This window comes from Xanthomonas sp. NCPPB 1638 (assembly GCF_041475635.2).
Classification (GTDB): Bacteria; Pseudomonadota; Gammaproteobacteria; order Xanthomonadales; family Xanthomonadaceae; genus Xanthomonas; species Xanthomonas cucurbitae.
In genome coordinates, this window is the sequence record NZ_CM192984.1 from 2,345,326 (window position 1) to 2,360,159 (window position 14,834).

The 14,834-nt window shown below is 62.7% G+C and carries 13 protein-coding genes; 6 read left to right on the forward strand and 7 right to left on the reverse strand.

What is annotated here, in order from left to right; translation table 11 throughout:
• Positions 1 to 5: 5 nt before the first annotated feature.
• From ACCQ13_RS10110 to ACCQ13_RS10125, 4 genes are all read right to left on the reverse strand, one after another.
• Entirely contained in the window at positions 6 to 905 is a 900-nt protein-coding gene (locus ACCQ13_RS10110) for a hypothetical protein (RefSeq protein ID WP_146090338.1), read from the reverse strand.
• 130 nt (positions 906 to 1,035) lie between these two features.
• Positions 1,036 to 1,935 (reverse strand): hypothetical protein, encoded by a 900-nt coding sequence (locus tag ACCQ13_RS10115; RefSeq protein WP_274391918.1) that lies wholly within the window; start codon positions 1,933 to 1,935, stop codon positions 1,036 to 1,038.
• 130 nt (positions 1,936 to 2,065) lie between these two features.
• Positions 2,066 to 2,962 carry a hypothetical protein gene (locus ACCQ13_RS10120; RefSeq protein WP_146090340.1) on the reverse strand — a complete coding sequence of 299 codons (897 nt, stop codon included), beginning with the start codon at positions 2,960 to 2,962 and terminating at the stop codon, positions 2,066 to 2,068.
• Positions 2,963 to 3,092: 130 nt separating this feature from the next.
• A complete protein-coding gene (locus tag ACCQ13_RS10125; RefSeq protein ID WP_274391919.1) occupies positions 3,093 to 3,689 on the reverse strand; it encodes a hypothetical protein in 597 nt (198 codons plus the stop codon).
• A 443-nt stretch (positions 3,690 to 4,132) separates the two neighbouring features.
• On the opposite strand from ACCQ13_RS10125, the gene ACCQ13_RS10130 reads away from it, so the two are divergent.
• The gene (locus ACCQ13_RS10130; protein WP_159406429.1) at positions 4,133 to 5,251 is read left to right on the forward strand and encodes an ISL3 family transposase; all 1,119 of its coding nucleotides are present in this window, start codon (positions 4,133 to 4,135) and stop codon (positions 5,249 to 5,251) included.
• Between the two features lie 362 nt (positions 5,252 to 5,613).
• Here the strand turns inward: ACCQ13_RS10130 and ACCQ13_RS10135 are convergent, their stop codons facing one another.
• From ACCQ13_RS10135 to ACCQ13_RS10145, 3 genes are all read right to left on the reverse strand, one after another.
• Positions 5,614 to 6,606, reverse strand: coding sequence for a PhoH family protein (locus tag ACCQ13_RS10135; RefSeq protein ID WP_104604796.1), 993 nt, complete (start codon positions 6,604 to 6,606; stop codon positions 5,614 to 5,616).
• 515 nt (positions 6,607 to 7,121) lie between these two features.
• Positions 7,122 to 8,576 carry a tRNA (N6-isopentenyl adenosine(37)-C2)-methylthiotransferase MiaB gene (miaB, locus tag ACCQ13_RS10140; protein ID WP_274391920.1) on the reverse strand — a complete coding sequence of 485 codons (1,455 nt, stop codon included), beginning with the start codon at positions 8,574 to 8,576 and terminating at the stop codon, positions 7,122 to 7,124.
• 40 nt (positions 8,577 to 8,616) lie between these two features.
• Positions 8,617 to 9,258 carry a glutathione S-transferase family protein gene (locus tag ACCQ13_RS10145; RefSeq protein ID WP_274391921.1) on the reverse strand — a complete coding sequence of 214 codons (642 nt, stop codon included), beginning with the start codon at positions 9,256 to 9,258 and terminating at the stop codon, positions 8,617 to 8,619.
• Positions 9,259 to 9,360: 102 nt separating this feature from the next.
• Between ACCQ13_RS10145 and ACCQ13_RS10150 the strand changes: the two genes are divergently transcribed.
• The 5 genes from ACCQ13_RS10150 (at position 9,361) to ACCQ13_RS10170 (ending at position 14,363) form a co-directional block, all read left to right on the forward strand.
• The gene (locus ACCQ13_RS10150) at positions 9,361 to 10,326 is read left to right on the forward strand and encodes a helix-turn-helix transcriptional regulator (protein WP_274391922.1); all 966 of its coding nucleotides are present in this window, start codon (positions 9,361 to 9,363) and stop codon (positions 10,324 to 10,326) included.
• Positions 10,327 to 10,374: 48 nt separating this feature from the next.
• Positions 10,375 to 11,352: a lytic transglycosylase domain-containing protein gene (locus tag ACCQ13_RS10155; protein WP_104604804.1), complete on the forward strand. Its 978-nt coding sequence runs from the start codon at positions 10,375 to 10,377 to the stop codon at positions 11,350 to 11,352.
• 356 nt (positions 11,353 to 11,708) lie between these two features.
• Positions 11,709 to 12,353, forward strand: a complete 645-nt coding sequence (petA, locus tag ACCQ13_RS10160; protein ID WP_104604806.1) for a ubiquinol-cytochrome c reductase iron-sulfur subunit — start codon at positions 11,709 to 11,711, stop codon at positions 12,351 to 12,353.
• On the forward strand, positions 12,353 to 13,612 hold the full coding sequence (locus ACCQ13_RS10165; protein WP_274391923.1) for a cytochrome b: 1,260 nt from the start codon (positions 12,353 to 12,355) through the stop codon (positions 13,610 to 13,612). The genes petA and ACCQ13_RS10165 overlap by 1 nt, the downstream gene beginning before the upstream one ends.
• Positions 13,605 to 14,363, forward strand: coding sequence for a cytochrome c1 (locus tag ACCQ13_RS10170; RefSeq protein ID WP_167526889.1), 759 nt, complete (start codon positions 13,605 to 13,607; stop codon positions 14,361 to 14,363). Before ACCQ13_RS10165 ends, ACCQ13_RS10170 begins: the two co-directional genes overlap by 8 nt.
• The last annotated feature ends 471 nt before the right edge of the window (positions 14,364 to 14,834 follow it).

Consider the following 14,834-nt stretch of genomic DNA (forward strand, 5'->3'; position numbering starts at 1 on the left):
GTGATTTATCGAAACTGCGGGTAATCCTGCACCAGGCGTGCTTCCACTGCCGCTGCCAACGGATGCGGTGCCACTGGCGGCATGTCCCGGACGAACGCCCAGGGCGTATCGATCAACAGATGATCGGTCTTGAACTCGGGCAGGCCCTGGCGGCGGCGTAGCGCCTGCACGGCCAGTAGCTCGGCGGGAAAGACGCGATCCAGCGTTGCTTCAAACTCATAGATGGTCTGGTCCGTGCCGTCCTTGCTGCGGGTGATGTGGAAGTCGGCCGCTTTCTGCATCACCGCCGCAAACATCGTTTCATCGAGGCTGTGCCAGTGATCCAGCAGTGCCTGATACTCGGGGATGAGTTCAACCGGTGCAACGAAGTCGGTCTGCATGCCAAATGCCTGGGAAAACAGCCCGATCAAGAACGCGTCGCTGCTGCCATGCTTGATGCGGCGCATTTCATGCAGGATGTTGAGGCGCTGGTCTTTTTCGGCCATCTCGATGAAAAGCTGGGCACAGGTTTCTGCGCTCTGCCACCAGGACAACATGGCTGGGCCTGCCGCCGCCATGCCGTCGGTAAATTCGGTCGGCCAATTACCCAGGTCCTGGCGCATGTCGCTGTACATGCCATTCCACCGAAATAGCAGGGCGCGCAGCTGGACGGCGTGTTGAAGTGTGCGGGCGAGTGTGTCTATATCTGAACGAAGAAACGCATCACAGCTGGCTACATCGTAATGCAGTGCCAGTTGGCTAAGAGGTACCCAGGCCTTAGGATTTAATAGCCCAGAGTTATCTAGGTGGCGCTGAACAGCAAGGAGGTGAGCCTCGTACTCATTCTTTGTTTGAGAGTATTCCAGCCACTCTCTACACTCCAATGGCAGCTTTTTTTTCAACGATGGATGAGCTGTGATCTGCATGTGGCGCGTTGGTCCTTGAATGCGAGTTGACGATGCTAGTCAGGATGTTTTCCGTTGGCCACATTACCCATCCGGTGTCGGCTCACTGTGTACCGCTTCGGTCGGCGATGGTCAATTGCCTGCGGATTGCTTAACGAAACTGCGGGTAATCCTGCACCAGGCGTGCTTCCACTGCCGCTGCCAACGGATGCGGTGCCACTGGCGGCATGTCCCGGACGAACGCCCAGGGCGTATCGATCAACAGATGATCGGTCTTGAACTCGGGCAGGCCCTGGCGGCGGCGTAGCGCCTGCACGGCCAGTAGCTCGGCGGGAAAAACCTGATCGAGCGTTGCGTCGAATTCGTATCTGGTGTGATCGGTGTTTTGCTTGCTGCGTGAAATGTGGAAGTCGGCCGCTTTCTGCATCACTGCCGCAAACATTGCTTCATCATGGCTATGCCAGTGATCCAGTAGCGCCTGATATTCGGGGATGAGTTCGACCGGTGCAACGAAGTCGGTCTGCATGCCAAATGCCTGGGAAAACAGCCCGATCAAAAACGCGTCGCTGCTGCCATGCATGATGCGGCGCATTTCATGCAATGTATTGAGCCGCTGGTCTTTCTCGGCCATTTCGATGAACAGCTGGGCGCAGGTTTCGGCACTATCCCACCACGACAGCATGGCGGGACCTGCGGCTCTCATGCTGTCAGCAAACTCGGTCGGCCAGTTGCCGAGATCCTGGCGCATGTCGCTGTACATCCCAGTCCACCGAAATAGCAGTGCACGCAGCTGCACTGCATGTTGAAGCAAGCGGGTCAGCGTTTCCACATCCGAGCGCAGGAATGCATCGCATGTTGCGACCTCGTAATGCAGCGTAAGGCGGCTGAGGTGCAGCCAAGCCTTAGGCTTTAATGGCCCTGAGGCATTCAGAAAACTCTGTAAGTCATTGGAGTAACGATGAATTTTTCCTTTTTCTTTAGCATGTTCCAGCCACTCTCTACATTCCAATGGCAGCTGCTTCTTCAACGATGGATGAGGTGTGATCTGCATGTGGCGTGTTGATCCTTGAATGCGGGTTGACGATGCTTGTCAGGATGTTTTCCGTTGGCCGCATTGCCCATCTGGTGTTGGTCACTTATGTACCGCTTCGGCCTGCCGTGGTCAATTGCCTGCGCATTGCTTAACGAAACTGAGGGTAATCCTGCACCAGGCGTGCTTCCACTACCGCTGCCAACGGATGCGGTGCCGCTGGCGGCATGTCCCGAACGAGCGCCCAGGGCGTATCGATCAACAGATGATCGGTCTTGAACTCGGGCAGGCCCTGGCGGCGGCGTAGTGCCTGCACGGCCAGTAGCTCGGCGGGAAAGACGCGATCCAGCGTTGCTTCAAACTCATAGGTGGTCTGGTCTGTGCCGTCCTTGCTGCGGGTGATGTGGAAGTCGGCCGCTTTCTGCATCACCGCCGCAAACATCGTTTCATCAAAGCTGTGCCAGTGATCCAGCAGCGCCTGATACTCGGGGATGAGCTCGACCGGTGCAACGAAGTCGGTCTGCATGCCAAATGCCTGGGAAAACAGCCCGATCAAGAACGCGTCGCTGCTGCCATGCTTGATGCGGCGCATTTCATGCAAGATGTTGAGGCGCTGGTCCTTCTCGGCCATCTCGATGAACAGCTGGGCGCAGGTTTCGGCACTGTTCCACCACGACAACATGGCTGGGCCTGCCGCCGCCATGCCGTCGGTAAATTCGGTCGGCCAATTGCCCAGGTCCTGGCGCATGTCGCTATACATGCCATTCCACCGAAATAGCAGTGCACGCAGTTGCACTGCATGTTGAAGCGCGCCGGTCAGTGTTTCCACATCCGAGCGCAGGAATGCATCGCAGCTTGCGACGTCGTAATACAGTGCAAGCCACCTGAGAGGTGACCAAGCTTTGGGATTCAGTGGCCCAGTAGCGTCCAAGTGGCCTTGAACAGTAGTCGAAAGTTGATGGTATTCGTTGCGCTGATGATGGCGCTCTAGCCATTCATGGCAGTCTTGAGCGAGCTTTTTTAGTGATGGGTAGGGTGTTATCTGCATATAATGTATCGGTCCTTGGATATAGCGTATCAATGCCTGCCAGGACGCTTTCCTTTGGCGGTATTGCCCATCTGATGTTGGTCACCTGTGTACCGCTTCGGCCTGCCGTGGTCAATTGCCTGCGCATTGCTTAACGAAACTGCGGGTAATCCTGCACCAGGCGTGCTTCCACCGCCGCTGCCAACGGATGCGGTGCCACTGGCGGCATGTCCCGGACGAACGCCCAGGGCATATCGATCAACAGATGATCGGTCTTGAACTCCGGCAGGCCCTGGCGGCGGCGTAGTGCCTGCACGGCCAGTAGCTCGGCGGGAAAAACCTGATCGAGCGTTGCGTCGAATTCGTATCTGGTGTGATCGGTGTTTTGCTTGCTGCGTGAAATGTGGAAGTCGGCCGCTTTCTGCATCACCGCCGCAAACATTGCTTCATCATGGCTATGCCAGTGATCCAGTAGCGCCTGATACTCGGGGATGAGTTCCACCGGTGCAACGAAGTCGGTCTGCATGCCAAATGCCTGGGAAAACAGCCCGATCAAGAATGCATCGCTGCTGCCATGCTTGATGCGGCGCATTTCATGCAGGATGTTGAGGCGCTGGTCTTTTTCGGCCATCTCGATGAACAGCTGGGCGCAGGTTTCGGCACTATCCCACCACGACAGCATGGCGGGACCTGCTGCTCTCATGCTGTCAGCAAACTCGGTCGGCCAGTTGCCGAGATCCTGGCGCATGTCGCTGTACATCCCATCCCAACGAAATACCAATGCACGCAGCTGGACGGCATGTTGAAGCACTCGAGTCAGTGTTTCCGCATCCGAGCGCAGGAACGCATCGCAGCTGGCAACGTCGTAGTACAGCGCAAGGCGACCGAGATGTATTCCTGCTCGCTGATCCAGTGGTCCTGGAAGATCAAGAAAATTGGCTCATCGCGGATTCGTGTGGGTGCCTTGAGGCCCCTGAATCTGCGTTGAGCCTTGGAAACAGGCCCTTTCCACCGTCCCAGAAGGTGGTACATCCTGTGCTGACTTCTTGACGCGGTGTTCTGCATGAAAACGGGCCGTCGGCTGAGTGAGTTGTTTTCCTTCCCTGGCTTCGCGGCGGAGTCCACGCTCAAGGGCGTGTTCGGCGCCCCGAAGGCGCGGATCGTGACCTTGCGGCGCCGAAAAAAACGGCCGTGTGTTCCAACTGTGGCCATCGGTGTCGCAGCCGCTACGACAAGCGCCTGTGCCGCGCCCGCGACTTGCGGGCGGCCGGCTGGATGCTGTTCGTGGAGTTCGAGCGCTGGCGGGTCGATTGCCCGGGGTGCGGCGGCGTGCACGTAGAGCGGCTGGACTGGCTGGCCAAGAATCCGCGCTACACCGAGCGATTCGCCCTACATGTGGGCAATCTGTGCCGAAGCATGACGCACAAGGCCGTGGCTGAGCTGGAGCGCCTGCACGACAGCACGGTCAAGGAGCTGTCCAAGCTGTACATGGCCGAGCAGGTGCGCCGGGCGGGGACGCCGGCGCCGCGCGCCATCGGCATCGACGAGATCGCGATCCACAAGGGCCATGACTACCGCGTTGTGGTCAGCGATCTGGAGCGCGGCCGACCGATCTGGTTCGGCGGCAGTGGGCGCACCGAGGCGGACATCGACCAGTTCTTCGCCGAATTGGGCCCAAAACGCAGTGCTGGCATCGACGTGGCGGTGATGGACATGTGGCGGCCGTTTCGCAACTCGGTGGGCAAGAACGCGCCCAACGCCAGCATCGTGTTCGACAAATTCCACATCATGCGCCACCTGTCCGACGCGCTCGATCAGGTGCGGCGCGACGAGTACAAGCGCCTTCAAGGCCAGGATCGCAGTTACATCAAGGGCCAGCGTTACACCCTGCTGAGCAATCGCGAAAACCTTACCCTGGACGGTCGGAAGGCGCTCGCCAAGTTGCTGGCGGCCAACAAACGTCTGAACACGGCGTACCTGCTGAAAGAGTCCTTCGGGCAGCTGTGGAGCTACCGCACCGAGCGAGGTGCACGGGAGTTCTTCGAGCGCTGGAAGCAGAGTCTGCGCTGGCAGCGGCTTGCGCCCTACCAGACGTTCGTGGGGATGATCGAGCGGCACTGGGACGGCATCGCGGCGTACTGCAGGCCGGAGAACAAGGTCAGCCTCGGCCTGGTGGAAGGGCTCAACAACAAGATCCGGGTCATCCAGCGCAGCGCCTACGGCTATCGCGACGAGGAGTTCCTGAGGCTCAAGATCATCGCCAGCTTCCTGCCCGCGCTACCCGAAAATGCTCGATTGCACCCACAGTGATCCGCGAAGACCCAGAAAATTCTGCGTTGTGGTTAAGTAGCGCTCATACTCTTTTTGTTGCTGAGAGTACTCCAGCCACTCTCTACACTCCAATGGCAGCTTTTTCTTCAACGATGGATGAGCTGTGATCTGCATGTGGTGCGTTGGTCCTTGAATGCAGGTTGACGATGCTTGTCAGGATGTTTTTCGTTGGCCGCATTGCCCATCTGCTGTCGGCCAACTGTGTACCGCTTCGGCCTGCCATGGTCAATTGCCTGCGCATTGCTTAATGAAACTGCGGGTCATCCTGTATCAGGCGTGCTTCCACCGCCGCTCTTAACGGCGCGTTGCACTGTTTGCGCAGCTGGCCGGCGCCAGGCCGGTCACTCAGTTGTCGAGGTGGATTCGGTGTCGATCTGCCGGTCGCGCTTTTCGTAGGCGGTCACGATGCGTTGCACCAGTGGGTGACGCACCACGTCGCGCGCTTCGAAGAAGGTGAAGCTGGCGCCTTCCACGTCACGCAGCACCTCGATCGCATCACGCAAGCCGGACTTGACGTGCTTGGGCAGGTCGATCTGGGTCAGGTCGCCGGTGACCACCGCAGTGGAGCCGAAGCCCAGGCGGGTCAGGAACATCTTCATCTGTTCGATGGTGGTGTTCTGCGCCTCGTCCAGGATCACGTAGGCGTCGTTGAGCGTGCGTCCGCGCATATAGGCCAGCGGGGCGATCTCGATGACGTTCTTCTCCAGCAGCTTGACCACCTTTTCCACGCCCAGCATTTCGTACAGCGCGTCGTAGAGCGGGCGCAGGTAGGGGTCTACCTTCTGGCTGAGATCGCCGGGCAGGAAGCCGAGCTTCTCGCCGGCTTCCACGGCCGGGCGCACCAGGATCAGGCGTTGCACGCGCGATTCGTTCAGCGCTTCCACCGCGCTGGCTACCGCCAGGAAGGTCTTGCCGGTGCCGGCCGGGCCGATGCCGAAGTTGATGTCGTGGGTAGCGATCGCATGCAGGTACTTGGCCTGGTTGGCGCCGCGGCCACGCACGGTGCCGCGCTTGACCTTGATCGCCACGTCCTGCGGCTGGTACGCGCGCTCGGCCACGTGTTCGACATTGGCATCGTTCAAGCGCAGGTGGATGGCATGGTTGTCGAAGGTGACCGAGGCCGCTTCGTCGTACAGCGCGGTCAGCAGCTCCTGGGCGGCGGTGATCGCCGGCTCCGGGCCGGTGACGCGGAAGATGTTGCCGCGATTGGCGATCTCCACGCCCAGCTTGAGCTCGATCTGGCGCAGGTGGGCATCGAACGGGCCGGCCAGGTTGGCCAGGCGCTCGGTGTCTTCGGGGTGCAGGGTGAAATCACGATAGGCAGGTGCGTTCATGGTCGGATCGGACAGCGCGTGCGGCGTCGGTAGGGCGGCAGGCGAGGGTAGCGCGCAGGGTGTGATCCCACCAACAACCCGCGGCTGCTGCGTGCGGCTGGATGCGGCGCGGCCGGGTTTTCCACAATCGCTGTGGAGTCACGCCTCACTAACCTGTGGATAGAAGTTGCCAGCCCTACTGGTGCAAGGTTCGGCAGGGTGGTGGCGAAAAAATCGCCAGTGCGGAATGGGTTGTCCACACCCGATGTGGATCGAATCCGGCAAAGCCTGTGGGTAAGTGCTGCGGCGCCTTCTGTTGCAAGGCGTCGCAGTTTGCTGGTGAAATTTTCGCCAGTGCCCGAACTCGCCCCAAGCACCCGTGCCGCTGCGATGGATGTGCGAGAGGCCTAGGCAGGCAGATGGCCGTACAACCGGGTGAGGTCACCACCAGCTTGTCGATGCATCCGCATGGCGCGCAACGCGACACTCATCGTTGCAGTGACGAGGGTATCGACCGCGCATGGTCAGTACCGGCATCAACCCGCGCCATCACCCAACTGGATGCGCCCACGCAGCGAATTGCTCATCGCCTCGGTAATCAGCACATCGACAAACTGACCGATCAGCCGTGGATTGCCCGGGAAGTTCACCGGGCGCATGTTCTCGCTCTTGCCGGTCAGCTCGTTCGGGTCGCGCCGCGACGGGCCTTCCACCAATACGCGCTGCACGCTGCCGACCATGGACTGCGAAATGCGCGCCGCATGCGCGTTGATCTGTGCCTGCAATCGCGCCAGGCGTGCCTGCTTGACCGCCTCGGGCGTGTCGTCCTGCAGGTCCGCTGCCGGCGTGCCGGGACGGCGCGAGTACACGAACGAAAAGCTCTGGTCGAAGCCCACGTCCTCGATCAGCTTCATGGTCTTTTCGAAGTCCGCCTCGGTTTCGCCGGGGAAGCCGACGATGAAGTCCGAGCTGATCGAGATATCCGGGCGCACCGCACGCAACTTGCGGATCTTGGATTTGAATTCCAGCGCGGTGTAGCCACGCTTCATCGCCGACAGAATGCGGTCGCTGCCGGCCTGCACCGGCAGATGTAGATAATTTGCCAGTTGCGGCACGTCGCGATACGCATCCACCAGCGAATCGGAAAACTCCAGCGGATGCGAGGTGGTGAAACGGATGCGGCCGATGCCCTCGATCTGCGCGATGGTGCGAATCAACAGACCCAGATCGGCGTACTGCACCACCTCGCCGGCATCGGCGCCATAGGCACCGCGATACGCATTGACGTTCTGACCCAGCAGATTGATCTCGCGCACGCCTTGTGCCGCCAGCTGCGCCACTTCGACCAGCACATCCTCGAACGGGCGGCTGACCTCCTCGCCACGGGTGTAGGGCACCACGCAGAACGAGCAGTATTTGGAGCAGCCTTCCATGATCGACACGAACGCCGACGGGCCATCGGCACGCGGTTCGGGCAGGCGGTCGAATTTCTCGATCTCCGGGAAGCTGATGTCCACCTGCGACTTGCCCGACTCGCGCCGGGCGCGAATCAGCTCCGGCAGCCGGTGCAGGGTCTGCGGACCGAACACCAGGTCCACATAGGGCGCGCGCTTGACGATGGCTTCGCCTTCCTGCGAGGCCACGCAGCCGCCGACACCGATGATGACCGGCTTGCCACCGGCCTTGAGTGCCTTCCAGCGCCCCAGCTGGCTGAATACCTTCTCCTGCGCCTTTTCGCGGATGGAGCAGGTGTTGACCAGCACCACGTCGGCGTCTTCGGGGTTGTCGGTCAGCTCCAGGCCCTCGGACGCAGCGAGCACGTCGGCCATCTTGGCCGAGTCGTACTCGTTCATCTGGCAACCGTGGGTCTTGATATACAGCTTGCCGCGCACCACGGCAGGCGCTGCCGTGCGGGCGACCGGCAACGGCACCAGGGTGGGGGTGTCCACGGCGGTGGCCGTGGACAGGTCGGAAACGGATGTCCCGGGCATGGCGCTGATTCCAGGCGGGTGGTGAACGAAGCCGCGCAGTTTACCCGCTTGTGCCGGCAGCGTCCGCCCCGGCAGGGGTATCGACGGCCTCGGCACGCGCCACCGCCGGGCGCGCCGCCATCCGGGCGATATAGGCGCGCGTCGGGGCGGGCGGGTCGAGTAGGCCGAACTCCACCATCCAGGCCAGGGCGCTGCCCCAGAGGACGTCGGCGGCACTGCAGCGCGCACCCAGCAGGTAATCGCCCCGGGCCAGCTGTGCATGCACCACCGCCAGCACGGTGTCGGCGTCGGCATACGGCGAAAACGAGCGCGGTGGCGCTTCGCGCTTGAGCGCAAGGTCGATGATCGCCGGCTCGAAGGCCGAGCCGTAGAACGCCAGCCAGCGCAGGTAGGCCCCCCGGTCGGTGTCGCCCGGCGCCGGCGACAGGCCGGCTTCCGGATATAGCTCGGCCAGATACTGGTAGATCGCCCCCTGTTCGGTGACCACGCTGCTGCCATGGACGATGGTGGGGATCTTGCCCATCGGATTGATCGCCAGGAACTCGGGCGTGCGCTGCTGCTCCTGTTCCAGGTCGATGCGCTGCAGGTTGTAACTGGCACCCAGCTCTTCCAGCAGCACCAGCACGCCGCGCGAGCGTGAACGGGGATTGTGGAACAGGGTGATCTGGCGGTCGTCGGACATTGCAATCTCCTCGGTATTGGGTTGGGTGGCGATCAGCGGTGGCAGCGATCACGATGCTACCCAGCCCTTGCGGACAGTTACTGTCCGCAATACGGTGCCGGCATGGCCTCGACCGCTGCCCGTCTGTTGCGACTGCTATCACTGCTGCAAGGCGGCCGGAGCTGGCCGGGTGCTGCCCTGGCCGAGCGCCTGGCGGTGCACCCGCGCAGCCTGCGCCGCGACATCGATCGCCTGCGCGCGCTGGGCTACCCGGTGCATGCAGCGCCGGGCAGCGGGGGCGGCTACCGGCTGGGGCAGGGCGCGGCCGCGTTGCCGCTGTTGTTCGAGGAAGAAGAAGCGCTGACCGTGGCGATCGCCCTGCGCGCCGCCGCCCCGGCCATCGGTGGCATGGACGCGGCCGCCACCCGCGTGCTGGCCAAGCTCGACCCGCTGCTGCCGCGGCGCAGTGGCCAGCGTGCCAGTGCCGCACACGCGGCCATGGCCAGCCTGCCGTTGGCCGAGGCCGGCACCCTGGTGGATGCGGCGGTGCTGGCGCAACTGGCCGGTGCCTGCCGCGATCACACCACCTTGCGGCTGGACTATCGGCGCCACTCTGGTGAGGCCATCGTCCGCTGTGTCGAGCCGGCCTTGTTAGTCAATTATGGGCGGCGCTGGTACCTGCTGGCCTGGGACTGCGAACGCCAGGACTGGCGCACGCTACGTGCAGACCGCATCGACCAGGCGCTGGCGACCGGTGCCCGGTTCGCCGCCCGCGCGTTACCGGACGAGCCGTTGCAACTCCTGCGGCAAGCCATCGGCGAGGCACCGTACGCATGCCGCGCGCGGGTACGGCTGCCCGGGTCGCTGCAGGTCCTGGCCGCGCAGATCCCGCCGTGGCTGGGCGCGCTGGAAGCTGACGGGCCAGGGCACTGCTGGCTTGGGCTGGGCGCCCCGAGCATGCCCGCGCTGGCGGCCAATCTCTTGCTGCTCGACCTGCCGTTCGAGACGATCGCGCCGGCCGAGATCGGCACGCCGCTGCTCGATGCCCTGGATGGTTTGCGGACGCGACTGCACCGGCTGTCGGCCTGAGTGGCCGCGCTTCTTGGCAAGCGCCGGGCAAGCTGGGACACTCCCCGCATGAAGGGGATGTCAAGACTGCTGGGGCTGGTGCTTGTCACGTTGTCGGCGGCGCCGGCCAGCGCCGGTACGCTGTACAAATGCGTCAGTGGTGACGGCATCACCAGTTATCTCAGCAAGCGCCAGAGCGGCGCCACCTGCAGCGTCATCAGCAGCTATACGCCCGATCGCTCGCCCCGGCGAGCGCCCGCCGCGCGCGTGGGTCCGGCGCCTGCGCTATCGCAGGCCGCGCCCCGTGCTGTCGGCAACATCGACAGCGTGGCACCTGCCACCCTCATCAGCCCGCCGCGCCGCGCGGCCGCGAGCGCTGCGATGCCGCACACATCGCCGGCTGCCGAGGGCGCCAACGCCATCGCGCCCATCCCCGCACCGGCCGTGGCGGTCAACCCGCGCCGGGTGGTCAGCGGGCAGGTCTACTCGTATATGAAGGACGGCGTGCGCCACTACACCAGCACCCGCCCACGCCAGGTCGCCAGTATCGAAGGCCTGCGCACCATCCACTACAGTTTCATCGAGACCTGCTACGCCTGCGGTGCCAAGCCGGGGGTGAACTTCGGCGCGATCAGGCTCAATACGGCGGCCTATCAACAGGAGATCGCCTCGGCGGCGCGTGAGTTCGGCGTCGAGGAAGCGATCGTGCGCGCGATCATTCATGCCGAGTCCGCCTACAACCCGCTGGCGCTCAGTCGTGCCGGTGCGCAGGGCTTGATGCAGTTGATGCCGGGCACTGCGCGCCGCTTCGGGGTCAGCGATGCCTATGATGCATCGCAAAATATCCGTGGTGGCGTGCAGTACCTGTCGTGGTTGCTGAAGCGCTTCAACGGGGACCTGACCCTGGCCGCGGCCGGCTACAACGCTGGCGAGGGCGCCGTGGATCGCTATGGCGGCGTGCCGCCCTACGGCGAGACCCAGCGCTATGTGCAACGTGTCGGCGTGCTGGCCGGCCGCTATCGCGGACAGGTCGCCACCGCCAACTGAGTGGGGCAGGCCCGCGTTGCGCATCAGCTCGTGCGCGTGTCGTGCGCACCGCGCAAGATGGCGATGCCGCGCGGGGTGATCGCCGCCGTTGCGCTGCCCGCTGACACTGCGCCGCTGTTGCGCTGACATGCCGCGCCGGTGGCGCGTAGTGCGTCACCGCCAGCACGGTAGGCATCCGGTCGGACACGCATGTGGACAGCATTGTGCGCATGACCATTGCATCGCACATGCCCGACTGCGTACATTGCATTGTCTGTGCATTAAGCGTTCCGCTACACTGCGGTCGATTCATCGCGGCTGGACCCCCCGCCAGCCGTTGGCAGCCTCACGCTACCTAATCAAGATCGGAGAGCCGGATGGCCAACGATGGGGTTAACGCACCTGCTGATACCGGGCGTCGTCGGTTTTTGACCGCGACAACGGCCGTGGTCGGTGCGGTCGGAGCAGGATTTGTTGCAGTTCCGTTCGTGAAGTCGTGGAATCCCAGTGCACGCGCCAAACTGGCGGGTGCACCGGTGACCGCCGACATCAGTGCCTTGCAGGAAGGGCAACGGCTGGTCCTGGAATGGCGCGGTCAGCCGATCTGGATCGTCAAGCGCTCCAAGGTGATGCTCGACGCATTGCCTTCGCTGGACGACCGGCTCAAGGATCCCAAGTCCGAGAACAAGGACCAACAGCCCGAGTACGTGCTGAAGAATCCCGAATACCGCTCGATCAAGTCCGAGATCTCGGTGCTGGTGGGGTTGTGCACGCATCTGGGCTGCTCGCCGGAGATGGTGGCCGAGATTCGTCCCGAGCCCTACGACCCGCAGTGGAAGGGCGGCTATTTCTGCCCGTGCCACAAGTCGCGCTTCGACATGTCCGGCCGTGTCTTCGATGGCGTGCCCGCGCCGGTCAACCTGCTGGTTCCCCCGCATCACTACGTCGACGACAACACCTTGGTGATCGGCGTCGATCCGGACGCGGCCGGCAAGCCGGCCAACAGCACGGGGGCTGCCTGATGAGCAATATCCTGGTCCGTACCGCCAACGGTGTGTTCGAGTGGGTCAACGAACGCGCGCCCGGGCTGATGCCCATGTACCGCAAGCACATCAGCGAGTACTACGCGCCGAAGAACTTCAACCTCTGGTACTACTTCGGCTCGCTGGCCATCGTGGTGCTGGTCAACCAGATCGTCACCGGCATCTTCCTGACGATGCACTACAAGACCAGCGCCGCCGATGCATTCGCCTCGATCGAGTACATCATGCGCGACGTGGAGTGGGGCTGGCTGATCCGCTACATGCACAGTACCGGCGCCTCGCTGTTCTTTATCGTGGTGTACCTGCACATGTTCCGCGGCCTGATGTACGGCAGCTACCAGAAACCGCGCGAGCTGGTGTGGATCCTGGGCATGCTGATCTACCTGGTGCTGATGGCCGAAGCCTTCATGGGCTATGTGCTGCCCTGGGGGCAGATGTCGTTCTGGGGGGCGAAGGTCATCATCTCGCTGTTCGGTGCCATTCCGGTCATCGGCAACGGGTTGACCGAATGGATCATGGGCGACTACCTGCCCGGGGATGCCACGCTCAACCGCTTCTTCGCGCTACATGTGATCGCGCTGCCGCTGGTGCTGCTGCTGCTGATCGTGCTGCACATCGGTGCGCTGCACGAAGTGGGCTCCAACAACCCCGACGGCGTGGAGATCAAGAAGGGGCTCAAGGGCAATCGCTGGGATGCGCACAAGCCGGCCGACGGTATCCCGTTCCATCCGTACTACACGGTCAAGGACCTGGTGGGCGTCGGCTTCCTGCTGTTGATCGCGGCCTTCATCATCTTCTTTGCACCCGCCTTCGGTGGCCTGTTCCTGGAGCATGACAACTTCACCGAGGCCAACCGGCTGGTGACGCCGGAACACATCAAGCCGGTGTGGTACTACACGCCGTACTACGCCATGTTGCGGGTGGTGCCGGACAAGCTCGGTGGCGTGCTGGTGATGTTTGCCGCCATCGCCATCCTGTTCCTGGTGCCCTGGCTGGATCGCGCCAAGGTACGTTCCATCCGCTACCGCGGCTGGATCTCCAAGGTGGCATTGGGCGTGCTGGTGGTGTGCTTCGTGTGGCTGGGCGTGATCGGCTCCGGCCCCGGCACCGATGCGCACGAAACCTATGTCGGGCGGGTGCTGACCTTCCTGTATTTCGCCTTCTTCATCACCATGCCGGTGTGGACACGGCTGGACAAGACCAAGCCGGTGCCGGAGCGGGTGACCACCCATGACTAATCCCAACCTGAGGTCATGGACGTCACGCGTGGCTGCACTGCTGTGTGGCCTGACCCTGGCTGTCGGCGCAATGGCGGCCGAAGGCGGCAAGGTGCAGCAGGCCGGCAACGACCTGGGCGACCGCGCATCGCTGCAACGCGGCGCGCAATTGTTTATGAACTACTGCTCCGGCTGTCACTCGCTCAAGTACCTGCGCTATTCGCGCATGGCCAGCGACCTGGGTCTGAGCGAAGCGGAGGTCATGAGCAACCTCAACTTCACCGGCGCCAAGATCGGCGAACACATCGAAGGCACCATGCCGCACGATGCGGCGACCAAGTGGTTCGGCAAGGCACCGCCGGACCTGACCTTGATCGCCCGCGTGCGTGGTACCGATTGGGTCTACACCTATCTCAAGTCGTTCTATCTGGACCAAACACGCCCGCTGGGCTGGAACAACCAGCTGTTCCCGAACGCGTCCATGCCCAACCCGCTGTGGGAACTGCAAGGCCTGCAGCAGGCGCAGTTCGGCCCGCCCGACAAGGCCACCGGCGACAAACCGGTGGAGGCGTTGAAGCTGGGGCAGCCCGGTCGCCAGACGCCGGTGGAGTTCGACCAGACCGTGCGCGATATCGCCAACTTCCTCGAGTACGCCGGCGAACCAGCCGCGCTGAAGCGGCAGAGCATGGGCGTGTGGGTGGTGCTGTTCCTGGCCTTGCTGACCTTCATTGCCTATCTGTTGAAGAAGGAATATTGGAAGGACGTGCATTGATCGGGCTGTGAACCGGGCGGCTGCGTGGCGTACGCAGCCGCCGTGCAGTCGTCGCGTTGTTGGCCACCCTTGGTGTTTTCTAGTCGTTCCCAGGTCACCTCCGCCTAAGGCGCGGCGCCCTCACCGTGCTCGGGACACGCCGTGAATCCGTCCCGCAATCGGCGAGGACACCGCACTAGGCAGTGTGCTGTGCTGAGTGTTTTCTTGAAGGCCATGCACACCTGCCATCTCGACAGGTCCTTGCCCGCTCACCGTCGCGGGACCTTACGCGGCATGGATGCCGCGTAAGAGCCTACAAGGATGTACTTGCGGCGTGTCCCGCGATGGTGGGCGGGCAAGGGCCCGCATGGAATCCGCAGATCAGCCGCGTACCCATCTGCCGATGATGGGCAGTCACCCGGCGCGGCTGACACTGAACACGACAAACGCCTTGTTCGTGTTTTTGAGGCTCCATCACTCTTGGCTTTTGGG